The 14,395-nt window shown below is 73.1% G+C and carries 14 protein-coding genes; 5 read left to right on the top strand and 9 right to left on the bottom strand.

What is annotated here, in order from left to right; genetic code table 11:
• Positions 1 to 143: 143 nt before the first annotated feature.
• The gene (locus ACIGWZ_RS13990) at positions 144 to 803 is read left to right on the top strand and encodes an HAD family hydrolase (protein WP_400064096.1); all 660 of its coding nucleotides are present in this window, start codon (positions 144 to 146) and stop codon (positions 801 to 803) included.
• Here ACIGWZ_RS13990 and ACIGWZ_RS13985 read toward each other — a convergent pair.
• Positions 743 to 1,018, bottom strand: coding sequence for a hypothetical protein (locus tag ACIGWZ_RS13985; RefSeq protein ID WP_400064094.1), 276 nt, complete (start codon positions 1,016 to 1,018; stop codon positions 743 to 745). The two genes, ACIGWZ_RS13990 and ACIGWZ_RS13985, sit on opposite strands and share 61 nt — an antisense overlap.
• Positions 1,019 to 1,236: 218 nt before the next feature.
• Here ACIGWZ_RS13985 and ACIGWZ_RS13980 point away from each other — a divergent pair, with 218 nt between their 5' ends.
• A complete protein-coding gene (locus ACIGWZ_RS13980; protein WP_400064092.1) occupies positions 1,237 to 1,620 on the top strand; it encodes a cold-shock protein in 384 nt (127 codons plus the stop codon).
• 2 nt (positions 1,621 to 1,622) lie between these two features.
• Here the strand turns inward: ACIGWZ_RS13980 and ACIGWZ_RS13975 are convergent, their stop codons facing one another.
• The 4 genes from ACIGWZ_RS13975 to ACIGWZ_RS13960 form a co-directional block, all read right to left on the bottom strand.
• Positions 1,623 to 2,480 carry a 1,4-dihydroxy-6-naphthoate synthase gene (locus ACIGWZ_RS13975; protein WP_400064090.1) on the bottom strand — a complete coding sequence of 286 codons (858 nt, stop codon included), beginning with the start codon at positions 2,478 to 2,480 and terminating at the stop codon, positions 1,623 to 1,625.
• Entirely contained in the window at positions 2,477 to 3,214 is a 738-nt protein-coding gene (locus ACIGWZ_RS13970) for a futalosine hydrolase (RefSeq protein WP_400064088.1), read from the bottom strand. Before ACIGWZ_RS13970 ends, ACIGWZ_RS13975 begins: the two co-directional genes overlap by 4 nt.
• Positions 3,215 to 3,264: 50 nt before the next feature.
• On the bottom strand, positions 3,265 to 3,777 hold the full coding sequence (locus ACIGWZ_RS13965; protein WP_400064086.1) for a hypothetical protein: 513 nt from the start codon (positions 3,775 to 3,777) through the stop codon (positions 3,265 to 3,267).
• An 82-nt stretch (positions 3,778 to 3,859) separates the two neighbouring features.
• Positions 3,860 to 5,260 (bottom strand): MFS transporter, encoded by a 1,401-nt coding sequence (locus ACIGWZ_RS13960; RefSeq protein WP_400064446.1) that lies wholly within the window; start codon positions 5,258 to 5,260, stop codon positions 3,860 to 3,862.
• Positions 5,261 to 5,610: 350 nt separating this feature from the next.
• Here ACIGWZ_RS13960 and ACIGWZ_RS13955 point away from each other — a divergent pair, with 350 nt between their 5' ends.
• Both ACIGWZ_RS13955 and ACIGWZ_RS13950 read left to right on the top strand, forming a co-directional pair.
• Positions 5,611 to 6,513 carry a DUF3027 domain-containing protein gene (locus ACIGWZ_RS13955; RefSeq protein ID WP_400064084.1) on the top strand — a complete coding sequence of 301 codons (903 nt, stop codon included), beginning with the start codon at positions 5,611 to 5,613 and terminating at the stop codon, positions 6,511 to 6,513.
• A 403-nt stretch (positions 6,514 to 6,916) separates the two neighbouring features.
• On the top strand, positions 6,917 to 10,183 hold the full coding sequence (locus ACIGWZ_RS13950; protein WP_400064082.1) for a sacsin N-terminal ATP-binding-like domain-containing protein: 3,267 nt from the start codon (positions 6,917 to 6,919) through the stop codon (positions 10,181 to 10,183).
• 98 nt (positions 10,184 to 10,281) lie between these two features.
• Here the strand turns inward: ACIGWZ_RS13950 and ACIGWZ_RS13945 are convergent, their stop codons facing one another.
• Complete coding sequence (locus ACIGWZ_RS13945) at positions 10,282 to 10,467, bottom strand: hypothetical protein (protein ID WP_400064080.1); 186 nt, start codon at positions 10,465 to 10,467, stop codon at positions 10,282 to 10,284.
• Between the two features lie 69 nt (positions 10,468 to 10,536).
• Here ACIGWZ_RS13945 and ACIGWZ_RS13940 point away from each other — a divergent pair, with 69 nt between their 5' ends.
• Positions 10,537 to 11,028 carry a hypothetical protein gene (locus tag ACIGWZ_RS13940; protein ID WP_400064079.1) on the top strand — a complete coding sequence of 164 codons (492 nt, stop codon included), beginning with the start codon at positions 10,537 to 10,539 and terminating at the stop codon, positions 11,026 to 11,028.
• A 223-nt stretch (positions 11,029 to 11,251) separates the two neighbouring features.
• On the opposite strand, the gene ACIGWZ_RS13935 is transcribed toward ACIGWZ_RS13940, so the two are convergent.
• The 3 genes from ACIGWZ_RS13935 to ACIGWZ_RS13925 are packed head-to-tail and all read right to left on the bottom strand — an operon-like array spanning position 11,252 to position 14,256.
• Positions 11,252 to 11,428 (bottom strand): hypothetical protein, encoded by a 177-nt coding sequence (locus ACIGWZ_RS13935; RefSeq protein WP_400064077.1) that lies wholly within the window; start codon positions 11,426 to 11,428, stop codon positions 11,252 to 11,254.
• Positions 11,429 to 11,470: 42 nt separating this feature from the next.
• Positions 11,471 to 13,921 (bottom strand): HAD-IC family P-type ATPase, encoded by a 2,451-nt coding sequence (locus ACIGWZ_RS13930; RefSeq protein ID WP_400064075.1) that lies wholly within the window; start codon positions 13,919 to 13,921, stop codon positions 11,471 to 11,473.
• A 59-nt stretch (positions 13,922 to 13,980) separates the two neighbouring features.
• Positions 13,981 to 14,256 (bottom strand): DUF2530 domain-containing protein, encoded by a 276-nt coding sequence (locus ACIGWZ_RS13925; protein WP_400064073.1) that lies wholly within the window; start codon positions 14,254 to 14,256, stop codon positions 13,981 to 13,983.
• Positions 14,257 to 14,395: the final 139 nt, after the last annotated feature.

The following is a 14,395-nucleotide window of genomic DNA, read 5'->3' as shown; positions in this document are numbered from 1 at the left end:
GACGAAGTCCTGGAAGCCTGACGCCGCACCCACCGCAGCGGAGCGTCGACCGCTACGGCCAACTCCCGCCCCGCCCGCCGAAGGCGGGCAAAGCGCACCCCCCCCACGGCGCCGCAGACAAAAACGTGGGGAGAATGACCCCCATGGCACACGCGCGAACGGTCGGATTCGACCTGGACATGACTCTGATCGACTCCCGTCCCGGCATCAAGGCCACCTACCAGGAGCTGGCCGCCAGGACCGGTACCCGTATCGATGCCGATGCGGCCATCGGCCGGATCGGGCCGCCGCTGGAGGAGGAGATCCGCCGGTGGTTCCCGGCGGAGCGGGTGGCCGAGATCAGCGATGTCTACCGGGGGCTGTACCCGGAGCACGCCATTACGGGGTCGCTCGCGATGCCCGGCGCGCGCGAGGCCATCGACGCCGTCCACGCGGCGGGCGGGCGCGCCATCGTCGTCACCGCCAAGTTCGAGCCCAACGCCAAGCTGCACCTGGCGCACCTGGGCATCGACGCGGACGCGGTCATCGGCTCGCTGTGGGCGGAGGCCAAGGCCGAGGCGCTGCGCGAGCACGGGGCGGCGGTCTACGTCGGCGACCACACCGGTGATGTCCGCGGGGCGCGCGCCGCGGGGGCGCTGTCGGTGGCCGTTGCCACCGGCCCGTGCGACGCCCAGGAGCTGCGCGCGGCCGGGGCCGATGTGGTGCTCGGGGATCTGACGGAGTTCCCGGCGTGGCTGAATCGCTACGTGGCAGAAGGGGCGGATGGGGCAGACGGCGAGGGTGCGGCGGCCGCTTCGGCCTGATGCCGCTGGGCCCGGGCGGACCGGATGACGCCCGCCGCGGCGACCGCGAACCCGGCCCCCATCAGCATGCACACCCAGTAGAAGACGGACGGCAGCGGATCGGTCCCGAGGAACAGCGGCGTCACAGTGGCGAGAGTGGCCACTGCGCCAACTAGGAACATGATCGCGCCGATTCGGACCAGCAGATCCCCGGCCTGGGGCGTTTCGTCAGACACCTGACCAGGGTAAGTCCGGGCCAGAAGCACTGAGGATCCCCCCTGCGACGTCTTGTCACCGGGCACCGGACCATTAGCCTTGGTGGTGGCGGGTCCTGTGGCCCGCTGCACTGCTATCCGGACCCGTTTCCTCCGCAGATTTCGCAGCGGGCCCGACCCATCCCTTTCCCGAATATTTTTCCCAGCATTTTCCGACGAGTACGAGGACGAGGACAGACGTGCCTACCGGCAAGGTCAAGTGGTTCAACAGCGAGAAGGGCTTCGGCTTTCTCTCCCGCGACGACGGCGGTGACGTCTTTGTGCACTCGTCGGTACTGCCCGACGGCGTGGACGCACTCAAGCCCGGCCAGCGCGTCGAATTCGGCGTGGTTGCCGGCCAGCGCGGCGACCAGGCGCTGACCGTGACGCTCCTGGACCCCGCGCCCTCGGTGGCGGCCGCTCAGCGCCGTAAGCCGGACGAACTCGCCTCGATCGTGCAGGACCTCACGACGCTGCTGGAAAACGTCACCCAGCAGCTGGAGCGGGGCCGCTACCCCGACAAGGCACACGGCGGGAAGATCGCCGGAATGCTGCGGGCGGTGGCCGACCAGCTGGACGTCTGACCTCACACACAATTCAGCGCGGCGCGGCCGAGGGGCGGTACCAGCCCCTCGGCCGCGGCGCGGTTGAGCAGCCCGCGCACCGCGGCATAGCCGTCCTCGCCGAGGTCGGCGGTGAATTCGTTGACGTACAGCCCGATGTGCTGGTCGGCGACGGCCGGGTCCATCTCCTGGGCATGCTCCAGGACATAGGGACGCGAGGCTTCCGGGTCGTCCCAGGCCATCCGTACGGAGGCGCGGATCGCCGCCGCCAGGTCGCGCAGCGCCGGCTCGCCCAGCGACCGCTTGGCGATGATCGCGCCGAGCGGGATCGGCAGGCCCGTGGTGGCCTCCCAGTGCTCGCCCATGTCGGCCAGGCAGGTGAGCCCGTAGTCCTGGTACGTGAAGCGCGCTTCGTGGATGACCAGGCCCGCGTCCACCTTGCCGTCGCGCACGGCCGGCATGATCTCGTGGAACGGCAGCACCACGATCTCGCCCACGCCGCCCGGCACTTCGGCGGCCGCCCACAGGCGGAAGAGAAGGTAGGCGGTGGAGCGTTCGCTGGGGACCGCGACCGTCCTGCCCGCGAGGTCCGCCGCGGTGCCCTGCTCCTTGGCCAGCACCAGCGGCCCGCAGCCGCGTCCCAGCGCCCCGCCGCACGGCAGCAGCGCGTACTCCTCCAGGACCCAGGGCAGGACGGCGTAGGAGACCTTCAGCACGTCGAACTCGCCGCGCTCGGCCATGCCGTTGGTCAGGTCGATGTCGGCGAAGGTGACCGCGAGCTCCGGCGCGTCGGGTACCCGGCCGTGCGCCAGGGCGTCGAAGACGAAGGTGTCGTTCGGGCACGGCGAGTACGCGATGTTCAGCGGCCGGGTCTCGGTCACGGGGTCCTCCTCGGAGAGGGTGCACAGGCTGCGGGCAGCGTGCGGAAGGCGTCGGTCAGGGCGGCGAGCGCGGCGCCGATCCGCCAGGCGGCGCGGTCGCGGGGCCCGACGGCGTTGGAGACCGTACGGATCTCCAGCACCGGCACGCCGTGCGCGGCAGCCGCCTCGGCGACCCCGAAGCCCTCCATCGCCTCGGCCAGCACACCGGGGTGACGGGCGGCCAGCTCGGCGGTGCGGGCGGCGCTGCCGGTGACCGTGGAGACGGTGAGCACGGTGCCCACCGCGCCGCCGGCCGCCGCGGCGACGGCCTGGACCAGCGCGGGGTCGGGGCGATGGACCACCGTCCCGAAGCCGAGATCGGTGACCGGGGTGAAGCCGTCGGGCGTTTCGGCGCCCAGATCGGCGGCGACGATCGCCTCCGCGACCACCACCGATCCCAGGGGCGCGTGCGGCGCGAACCCGCCGCCGATGCCGGCCGAGACGACCAGGTCGTAGGGGGCGTCGGCGAGCGCGGCGGCGGTCAGCGCGGTGGCCGTACCGGCGGCCGCCGCGGCGGGGCCGACACCGGCGGCGAGGACGTCCGGGGCCGGTGCCGGGGCCGGGTCCGGCGCGGCGGGCCGCTGCGCCCGGTGCAGGCCGTACCCGCCGGGCAGCGCCGCCACGTCGTACGGCCCGGCCGCGGCACACACCGCGTCGCGCTCGGCGGCCACCGCGGTGACGACCAGGATGCGCATCAGACGGTCCGTACGGTGCGTGGCCGTTCCCCGGTCCCGGTCAGCGCCCGTCAGTCCTTCTGCTTCAGCGTGAAGTGGAAGATGGCCGAGGGGATCTGGCCGCCGCCCTTGGGGTACTCCGCGACCTGGAGGGTGACCGTGTCGACGTTGTAGGTCTGCCGGGTCTGCGGGTCCTGCTTCATGAACAGCTGGCTGCTGTCGATCGTGCGGTAGGTCTGGTGGGTCTTCGACACGCCCTCGCCGCTCTCTCCGGCGAACGCGAGCCAACCGCGCTCGGCGATCTCCGGCTCCACGCCGACGCGCACCTTCTCGCCGGGGCTCACGGTGATCGTCTTGCCGCCCTGCTTGGAGATGCAGGCGGTGAATTCCGCCTTGCTGAGGGCCTTGTCGCCGGCGTCGCAACCGGGGGTCGCCTCGGCCGACACCGTCGAGGAACCGGCCGTCACGGTCGCGAGCGCGGTCGGCTTCTCACAGGCGGAGAGGGTGAGGAGGCCCAGGGACACGGCACCAATGGCGGCAGCGGCACGGCGGCCCTTGCCCCAGGAGATCAACGCAGCGGTCATACGGGCAGGCTATCGGGCGCTCCGGCCCACGCCGCGCGCGGGTGCGGCGTGCCGCGCCGGTCGGCCCACCCGGGCCCGCCGGTCAGGCCGCCCGGGGGTGCGGAGCGCCGCCCCGGCGGGCCGCGCCGAGCAGCCCCCGTCCGGCCACGACCACCCCGATGGCCACCAGGCCCGCCGCCACCGACATGCCCACCATGCCGACCAGCGGCAGCGAGATGCCGATGGCGCCGCCCACCACCCACGACATCTGCAACGCCGTCTCCGACCGGGCGAACGCCGAGGTCCGTACGGCCTCCGGCACATCGCGCTGGATCATCGCGTCCAGCGACAGCTTGGCCAGCGCCTGGCAGAGCCCGGCGGCGGCCGCCGCGGCGGTCACCACGACGATCGCGAGCACGGTGTAGAACACCGCCGCGAGGACCGTCACGCTCAGCGCCAGCCCCAGCACGGCCGCGATGATCGCCTCCGGGCCGCGCGCCTTCAGCCAGGCGCCCACCGCCGTCCCCAGGGCATTGCCGCCCCCGGCCGCCACCACCACCAGCCCCAGCGACGTCGCCGGGCCCAGCCCGCCCAGCGGATGCTCGCGCAGCAGGAACGCCAGGAAGAACGTCAGAAAGCCGGAGAGCGCCCGCAGACAGGCGTTGGCCTGGAGGCCGTGCAGCACCGACGGCCCGACCGTCCGCAGCCCCGGCTTGGGCGGCTTGGCACCCGACACCGCGACCGTGTCCCGGGACGCCAGCCGGGCCCGGCCCTCGCCCTTCGCCGAGTCGACCTTGTGGGGCAGCGAGAACGACAGGAACGTCCCGGTCGCAAACACCACGAACGCCCCGTACAGCGGCCAGCTGGGCCCGATCAGATGCAGCCCGGCACCCGCCGGCGCCGCCACGCCGGTCGCCAGCAGCCCGGCCAGCGTCACCCGCGAATTGGCCTTGACCAGCGAAATCCGCGGTGGCAGCAGCCGAGGCACCACCGCGCTGCGCACCACCCCGTACGCCTTCGACGCCACCAGCACCCCCAGCGCCGCCGGATACAGCTCCAGCCCGCCGCTCGCCACGGCACCCGACATCGTCAGCGCCAGCAGCGCCCGCGCCAGCATCGCGCCCGCCATCGCCGCCCGGCGGCCGTGCGGCACCCGGTCCAGCAGCGGCCCGATCACCGGCGCGAGCAGCGCGAACGGCGCCATGGTCACCGCCAGGTACAGCGCCACCCGGCCGCGCGCCTGATCCGTCGGCACCGAGAAGAACACCGTCGAGGCCAGCGCGATCGTGATCATCATGTCGCCCGCGGAATTCACCGCATGCAGCTCGATCAGCTTGCTCAGGCCGGACTCGCCCGCGCCGTGCGCACGGGTCACCCGGCGTACCCCCCGGGCCGCCCCGGTGAACGGCGTACGCAGCGCGCGCCCGGCCGCCCGGCCCGCCCGGCGGGCCCGGCTGCCTGAGTCCCCGCCTCTTCGGCCGACCACCTGGCCATATTGCCCCAACTCGCCCGGGAGGTGGCGCTTTCTCCGTCCTGCCACGCGGGGCACACCGGCCTCGGCGGACTGCCGCTGACATTTGCCGCTCCCGCCGAGGGGTCGTACACCGTTGAAGGGGTAGCGTGTGTAGCGCGCCACCGGCGGTCGTTTTTGGCCGCGTGCCTCGTTGCTATCCCGCAGAATGGGACGTAAGAGGTGCGCTCGACCGAAACCGATCGGGCGCGGACGTCGACGCGGTCCCCTGGTCCGCTCCGCCCGCCCCCGGCCCCGCCGGTCGTCCGGACAGACAGGACAGCCTTGGCTGGCGCACTCGTGAGACGGCGTGGAAGAGAGAATCGATTCTTGTGAGTGCTGCGATGCGAAGCCGTACCCCTGACCGCCTGTGCGCCGAGGCGGTCGACCTTGCCCGAGCGGCGGCGGAGGAAACCGCGCTCCCCGGCATGGTCGGCGAACACATCGATACCGTCGCCGACGGAGACCGCGTCGTCACCCACCTCTTCGCCTGCAACGAACCGGGCTACCGGGGCTGGCGCTGGGCGGTGACGGTCGTCCGGGCCTCCCGCGCCAAGGTCGTCACCCTCGACGAGTCGGTGCTGCTGCCCGGCCCCGACGCGCTCCTCGCCCCCGAGTGGGTCCCCTGGAGCGAGCGGCTGCGCCCCGGCGACATGGGCCCCGGCGACCTGCTGCCCACCGAGGCCGAGGACCTGCGTCTGGAGCCCGGCTATTCCGGCGAGGACGGGCCGCCGCCGAACTCCGTGGTCGCCGAGGGCATGGCCGCCGACGTCGCCGACACCGAAGAGGCCGAGGTCGTCGCGGGCTCACCCGCGCTCCAGCCCGTCCCCGAGCGGGGCGGCATCGCGTCCCTCGCCGAGGAACTGGGCATGCGCCGCGCCCGCGTCCTGTCCCGCTACGGCCTGCACGCCGCGGCCGACCGCTGGGAAGAGGCGTACGGCGCCAAGACCCCGATGGCCCAGGCCGCCCCCGCCACCTGCATGACCTGCGGCTTCCTCACCCCGCTCACCGGCTCGCTGCGCCAGGCCTTCGGGGTGTGCGCCAACGAGTTCGCCCCGGCGGACGGGCGGGTCGTCTCCCTCGCGTACGGCTGCGGGGCGCACTCGGAGGCCGCCGTGATGCCGGCACCGCCGCGGCCGGCCGCGCCGGTGCTGGACGAGACCGTCGTCGAGCCCCTGTCCCTGCGGCCGGAGCCGGGCGGATCCGTCTCGGAAGCGGGGCCCGCGGAGGAGCTGGGGCACAGCTAGCCGGTTCGGTGGCCTTCCCACGTTGTTGTCTGCGGCGCCGTGGGGGGTGTTCTTTGCCCGCCTTCGGCGGGCGGGGTGGGAGGTGGCCGTAGCGGTCGGGTGTGCGTGGGGGTGGGTGCGGCGTCAGGCTTCCAGGACTTCGTCCCTCCAGCCTGCCGCCTCCCCGCCGTCCTCGGCCTCCGGCCGGTGGGAAGGGAAGTACGAGACGGGCCGCCCGCCCAACCTCCTGGACCGGCCCCGCACCCACCCGCACCACCCCGCGGCCGACCCCGCAACCTCCCCCGATCCCGCCGCCAGGCGGGACCGAAAGCCACCGCAACGAAAACGGCGCCGCACTCGGCAACGTCGGGCGAACCCCGGACGGTAACGTCGGGCCTAGGACCACCTCAAGGGAGACGAACACGTGGCTGGTACGTCGTGGGTACGGGGCGCCGACGAGGGCGCTGACCCGTTCGGGACCGCGCGGCTGCGCCGCGGCGTACTGGACGCCTGGGCCGCGTCGCCCGCCCGGTTCCGGGAGGACGCCAACGCCGAGGAAGACCTCGCACTGGGCGGCTACCGCGACCGCCTCGCCGTCGAACTGGCGCAGAACGCCGCCGATGCGGCCGCCCGCGCCGGCGTCCCCGGCCGACTGCGTCTGACGCTGCGTCCGGCCGACGACACCGGCTCCGCCGTCCTCGTCGCCTCCAACACCGGCGCCCCCCTCGACGCCACCGGCGTCGAATCGCTGTCCACGCTGCGGGCCTCCGCGAAGCGGGAGAGCAGCGTGGCGGCCGGCGCGGTCGGCCGGTTCGGTGTCGGGTTCGCCGCGGTGCTGTCCGTCAGCGACGAGCCCGCGCTGGTGGGCCGTACCGGCGGCGTCCGCTGGTCGCTCGCCGAGGCCCGCGTGCTGGCCCAGGAAGTGGCCGCGCACAGCCCCGGCCTGGGCGGCGAGCTGCGCCGCCGCGACGGCCATGTGCCGCTGCTGCGCCTCCCGCTGCCCGCGGAGGGCGGCGCGCCGGAGGGCTACGACACCGCCGTCGTGCTGCCGCTGCGCGACGGCGCGGCGCAGGACCTCGCCGAGCGGCTGCTGGCCGGTATCGACGCGGCGCTGCTGCTGACCCTGCCGGGCCTGGCCGAGGTCGTGATCGAGACCCCGCAGGGCGTACGCGAACTGAGGCGCCGTCAGGACGGTGACCATGTCCTGATCGAGGACAGCGAGCGGGGCGCCGGCCGCTGGCGGGTGGCCACGGACGGCGGGCCGCTGGAACCGGCGCTGCTCGCGGACCGGCCCGTCGAGGAGCGGCTGCGCCCGGTGTGGTCGGTGACCTGGGCGGTGCCGGTGGACGCGGAGGGCGCCCCGGTACGCCCGTCGACCGCCGCGGTGGTGCACGCACCGACGCCGACGGACGAGGCCCTGGGCCTGCCCGCGCTGCTCATCGCGTCGTTCCCCCTCGAACCGACCCGCCGCCATGTCGCTCCGGGGCCGCTGACCGACTTCCTGGTGGAGCAGGCCGCCGTGACCTACGCCTCCCTGCTCCGCGACTGGCAGCCGGTCTCCGTCGGCACCCTCGACCTCGTACCGGGCCCCCTGGGCAAGGGCGGCCTGGACGGCGAACTGCGGCGCCAGGTGCTGGAGATGCTGCCCCGGGTCCGTTTCCTCCCCAGCGCGGGAACCCCCGGCGGCGACGAGTCGGAGGTCCCGGCCGAGAGCGAGTGGGACGCGGACGGCGCCGTATCGCGCTATGTCCTGCGCCCCGTGGACGCCGAAGTGCTGGAGGGCGCGGGCGCCGCCACGGTCGCGGTGCTGGCCGAGCTCTTCCCCAGCCTGCTGCCGGCCGGTCTCGAACGGCGACCGGAGCTCAGGGCGTTGGGCGTGGCGCGGGTCCCGCTGAGTGAGATGGTCGACCGGCTGGCGGGCGTCGAGCGGGCGCCGGGCTGGTGGTGGCGCCTCTACGACGCGCTGGCCGGCACGGACCCGGACCGGCTGAGCGGCCTGCCGGTGCCGCTCGCGGGCGGCGACGGACAGGGGCCGGGCGGCAGCGTGCGGACCACGATCGGGCCCCGCCAGGTCCTGCTGCCCCTGGCCGGCGGCGGCCCGTACGAGAACGGCGACACCGAGACCCGGCACCGCACCCTCGCCCGCCTCGGCCTGAAAGTCGCGCACCCCGACGCGGTCCACCCGCTCCTGGAGAAGCTGGGCGCCACCCCGGCCTCTCCGCGCGCGGTGCTCACCACTCCCCAGGTCAGGGCGGCGGTGGAGAACTCCCTCGACGCCGATGAGGACGCCTTCGACGTCTTCGCGGACGAGCTCGGCGGCGGCATCGGAGCCCCGCTCGGCGCCGAGGAGCTGGCCGAGGCGGTCCTCGGCCTGGTCCGCGACGCCAATCTCGCTCCCGGCGACGAGCCCTGGCTGGCCGCCCTCGCGCTGCCGGACGAGGACGGCGAGCTGGCTCCGGCCGGGGAGCTGGTCTTCCCCGGCAGCCCCTTCGAACGCGTCATCCGGGAAGGTGAACTGGCCGCCTGCGAAGCCGAGTTGGCCGAGCGCTGGGGCGAGCAGCCGCTGACCGCCGTCGGCGTCCTGGCCGCCTTCGCGCTGGTCCGCGCCACCGATGTCGTCCTGGACCCGGACGAGCTGGAGCCGCGCGACGGAGACTTCGCCGAGCCCGACGACCCCGGCCTGCTCGACGCCGTGGACGTCTGGTGCGAGGACATCCTCGACGCCCTGCCGGAGACCCCGGTCCCCCCGGTCGTCACGGAGCTGGTGGCCGTGCGCGACCTCGATCTGGTCGACGAGGACTGCTGGCCGCAGGTCCTCGCCATGCTCTCCCAGCCGCCGCTGCGCGACGCCCTCACGGCCCCGGTACGCGTCCTCCTGCCCGACGGCACCACCGAGTCCGTGCGCCCCTACACCGCCTGGTGGCTGCGCGGCCACCCCGTACTGGACGGCCGCCGCCCCGCCGGGCTCCGGGCGGCCGGCGGCGACCCGCTCCTGTCCGGCCTCTACGAATCCGCGGACGCCGGCGAGGTCGACGACCAGGTCCTGCGCGCCCTCGGTGTCCGCACGTCCCTCGCCGCGCTGCTGGACGAGCCGGGCGGCGCGGCCGAACTCCTGGCCCGCCTCGCCGACCCGGACATCGCCGTCGGGGCCGCCCAACTCCACGCCCTCTACGGCGCGTTGACCGACCTGGACCCCGATGGCGTCACCCTGCCCGACGAGCTGCGCGCGGTGGTGGGCGGCGAGATCGAGGTGGTGGACGCCGGCACCGCGCTGGTCGCCGACGCCCCCGACCTGATGCCCCTCGCCACCGACGTCCCGCTGCTCCCGGTCCGCCCGTCCCGCGCCGCCGAACTGGCCGAACTCCTCCAGGTCCGCCGCCTGAGCGAGGCCGTCACCGCCGAGGTCCGGTCGGACGGCGTACAGCACGACGTCCCGGAGACGGTGCGCGTACTCCTCGGCCCCGCCACTCCCGCCTCGTACACCGAGCACGAGGCGCTGGTGCTGGCGGACGGCACGGAACTCGACTGGCGCTGGACCCCGGACGCCACCCTGCACGCCGCCACCCTGGAGGGCGTCGCCGCGGGCCTGGCCTGGGCCGCCGCCCAGTGGCCCCGCCGCTTCGAGGTCGCCGCACTGCTGGAGGACCCGGAGCGGGGCGAGGAGCTGGCGGAGGCACGCTGGTTCGACTGACCGGCGCGCCGAGCGGGTGTACGAGAGGTCCCTGCCGCCTTGCGGCGGGGGCCTCTCGACGCGCTCGCACGTGCGCAGAATCCGTCCGGGCGGGCACCTCAGTCGGAGCTGAGCTTCTTCACCAACGCCCAGACGACGACGATCATGCCGACACCCAGGATCAGCCACTCCCACCAGTCCATGACCCCGTCGCCGGTGCCGTGGCTGCCGCCGTAGTGGTGGGAGTAGTGGTGGTGGCCGCGGGCCAGGATCTCGTACGCCAGATCCCCCGAATTCAGCTTCATGGGGAGGGACCCTAGGGGGAGTCCCGCCATCGCGCCACCTTTGAACATCCTGCGGAGAGGGGAGCCGGCATGACGAATGAGCCGGACTGGGAGTCCGGTGACGGCGTGATCCACATCCGTGATCCGGTCCGGATCGACGCCGCCTTCGACCGGGGCGAGCGGCATGTGGGCACAGCAGTCATCGGAATGGTGCTGCACGGCGATGAGGTCGCCGTGATCGCGCCCCGGGTGGAGCGCGCGATGCGCTCACCGGATCCCATGGTGCGCCAGCTGGGGTTCGTGGCCGCGGGCGACATGGCCCGCCTGTACACGACGCTCAGCCCAGGCATTTATGCCGCGCTGCGTGCGGAAGGACTCGGTGGCGTGGCTGAACACGCCATCAGGGACACCCTGACGTTCATCCCCCTGAGGCAGTTGCCATGGTGGATGTGGCGTCTGTCCCTGTGGATTTCGGTGCACGATGCCGTGGAGGGACGCCTGTTGAGGCTCCAGGACTTCCTCGAGCGGGCGGCGGACGCCATGAAGACGGTATGCGGGAAGGCGCGCAGGAAGAACCGATGAACCGACCGCCGTAGCCCGGAAATCAGCGATGCGACACCGTCAAGGAGTCACTCCTCTGGGCGGACTACGGCATGCCGGACGGCAGGTTTCTCGTCAACGAACCCATGCCGAAATCACACCAATGGCCACCGGCGCATGGGCGGAGCCGGGAACCGAAAAGGCGCGGCCCGCTCGTGAAGAGCTGGGCCGCGCCCCCGAGGCGAATAGCCGGTGGCCCGCCAGGTCAGTTCGTGAACTTCTTGACCACGCTCCAGAGGATGGCGATCACGCCGATGGCGAGGATCACCCACATCCACCACTCCATGGTGCCGTCGCCGGTGCCCGAGTAGGTGCCGCCTCCGCCGTGGTGGTGGCCTCTGGCCAGGATTTCGTACGTCAGGTTCCCCGTGTTGAGTGTCATGGGCATGAACCCTAGGGCGGGGCGTGCGGAACCGGCAATTCCTCAGGCGGGGAAGCGGCGGGCGACCCAGCGCCAGGTGATCTCCAGCAGTACGGCGGCGATGGCGGCGATGGCGACGGCGGCCCAGGGCATGGTCGTGCCGACGAGCTTCAGGTCGAAGAAGCGTTGCAGCCAGGGGGTGACGAGGACGATCACGAAGCCCAGGCCCATCGTCAGGACCAGGGCGATCCGCCACCAGGTGTAGGGGCGGGCGATGATCGCGAGGACCCAGATGGCGGCGAGGAAGAGGGTCAGGGTGGCGGCGCTGGTTTCGGCGGGGAGGGCGTTGGGGCCGGTGTAGTAGCTGCGGGCCAGGAGGTACGTGGTGAAGGCGGCGGCGCCGGTGATCAGGCCGGAGGGGATGGCGTAGCGCATGACGCGGCGGACGAAGTGGGGGCGGGCGCGTTCCGTGTTGGGGGCGAGGGCCAGGAAGAAGGCCGGGACGCCGATGGTGAGGGTGGACAGCAGGGTCAGGTGGCGGGGGAGGTAGGGGTAGGGGATTTGGCAGCAGGCGACCAGGATCGCCAGGAGGACCGAGTAGACGGTTTTGGTGAGGAAGAGGGTGGCTACCCGGGTGATGTTGCCGATGACGCGGCGGCCCTCGGCGACGACCGACGGGAGGGTGGCGAAGCTGTTGTTGAGGAGGACGATCTGGGCGACGGCGCGGGTCGCCTCCGAGCCGGCCCCCATGGAGACGCCGATGTCCGCGTCCTTGAGGGCGAGGACGTCGTTGACGCCGTCGCCGGTCATGGCGACGTTGTGGCCCCGGGACTGGAGGGCGGCGACCATGTCCCGTTTCTGCTGCGGGGTGACCCGGCCGAAGACGGTGCCCTGGGAGAGGGCGGTGGCCATGGCGGCCGTATCGGTGGGGAGGCTGCGGGCGTCCACGGGGGCGTCGGCGCCCGGTAGGCCGAGTTGGCCGGCCACCGCGCCCACCGAGACCGCGTTGTCGCCGGAGATGACCTTGGCCTGGACGCCCTGGTCGGCGAAGTAGCGCAGGGTGTCGGAGGCGTCGGGGCGCAGGCGCTGTTCGAGGACGATCAGGGCGGTGGGGCGGACCTCCGCGGTGACCTCGGGGTCGTCCAGGGCGCGGTCGCCGGCGGCCAGGAGGAGGACGCGCAGGCCCTGGGCGTTGAGCCCCTCGATGTCGGCCAGGGCCCGGTCATCCGGTGGCAGAAGGACGTCGGGGGCGCCCAGGAGCCAGGTGGTGCGGTCGCCGTCGGGGGTGGCGAGGGCGGCGCCGCTGTATTTGCGGGCGGAGGAGAAGGGGAGGGTGTCGGTTGCGGTCCAGGTGGTGTCGGTGGCGGGGTAGGCGTCGATGATGGCCTGGAGCGAGGCGTTGGGGCGGGGGTCGCAGGCGCCCAGGGCGGCCAGTACCCGGGTGACGTACGGTTCCTCGGCGCCGTTCTGGGGGCGGACCTCGCGGACGTCCATGCCGCCCTCGGTGAGGGTGCCGGTCTTGTCGAGGCAGACCACATCGACCCTGGCCAGGCCCTCGATGGCGGGCAGTTCCTGGACCAGGCACTGCTTGCGGCCGAGGCGGACGACGCCGATGGCGAAGGCCACGGAGGTCAGGAGGACCAGGCCCTCCGGGATCATCGGGACGATGCCGGCGACCATGCGGCGGATGGCCTCGTCGGCGGGGAGCCCGAGGGTGAGCAGGTGGCTGAGGATGAGGCCGAGGGCGGTGGGGACCATCATCCACGTCACGTATCTGAGGATTTGGCTGATGCCGGTGCGCAGTTCGGAGTGGACCAGGGTGAACCGGCTGGCCTCCTCCGCGAGCTGGACGGCGTAGGCCTCGCGGCCCACTTTGGTGGCGGTGAACGCGCCGGCGCCCGCGACGACGAAGCTGCCGGACATCATCCGCTCGCCGGGCTTCTTGAGGACCGGGTCGGCCTCGCCGGTCAGCAGCGATTCGTCGACCTCGAGGCCGTCGGTCTCCAGGACCTCGCCGTCGACGATGACCTTGTCGCCGGGGCCGAGCTCGATGACGTCGGAGAGGACCACTTCGGCGGTGGGGATCCCGGTGGCCACGCCGTCGCGCCGTACGGTCGGGCGGGCCTCGCCGATGACGGCCAGGTTGTCCAGGGTCTTCTTGGCGCGCAGCTCCTGGACGATGCCGATGCCCGTGTTGGCGACGATGACGAAGCCGAACAGGCCGTCCTGGAGCGGGCCGACGACGAGGATGATCGCGAAGAGCACGCCGATGATGGCGTTGAACCGGGTGAAGACATTGGCCCGGATGATGTCGGCCGTGGAGCGGGAGGAGCGTACGGGGACGTCGTTGACCTCGCCCCTGGCCACGCGTGCGGCGACCTCGGCGGCGGTCAGGCCGGGGTGGGACGCTTCGGGGACGGCCCGGCGGACGGGGGCCCGGTCGCCGGGCCGTCCGTCGCCCGGTCCGGTTCCGTCTTCGGGTTCGTCGACCCCGGCTCTCGCCCGGTGCGTCATGCCCCCGACGTTACGGGGGGAATGTCCGGTTCACCTGCCGGGGTGCCGGCGGCGGGGCCTCAGGCGAGGTCGTTCGCCGCGGCGCGCTTGACGGCGGCGTCCCGCTTGATGGCCGCGTCGCGCTTGCGTACGTACCAGATGCCGAGCAGGCCGAGGCCGGCGCCGGCCAGGCAGGTCCAGATCAGCCAGGCGCGGTCGTGGTCGGCGTACCAGCCGTAGAAGGGGAGCTGGCCGAGGAAGAGCACGAACCAGATGATGGTGCCGCCGGTGATCGTGCCGACGACGGGACCTTCGAGGGGCGCCGGGGCCTCGCGCAGTTCGGACTTCTTCCACATGGGGGTCAGCTTACGGGGAGGGTGCGCGCCGTAAGGGGCGGGCCGGACGCCACGGGGGTCTACGCGCGGAGATAGCGATCAACGAATTGTTTATTCATACTGAACCTTTCTGGATCAGGCCGGTTTGGATCGTTGATTC

This window comes from Streptomyces sp. NPDC053427 (genome assembly GCF_044544985.1).
Lineage (GTDB): Bacteria > Actinomycetota > Actinomycetes > Streptomycetales > Streptomycetaceae > Streptomyces.
This window is presented reverse-complemented; position numbering and strand designations above follow the sequence as displayed.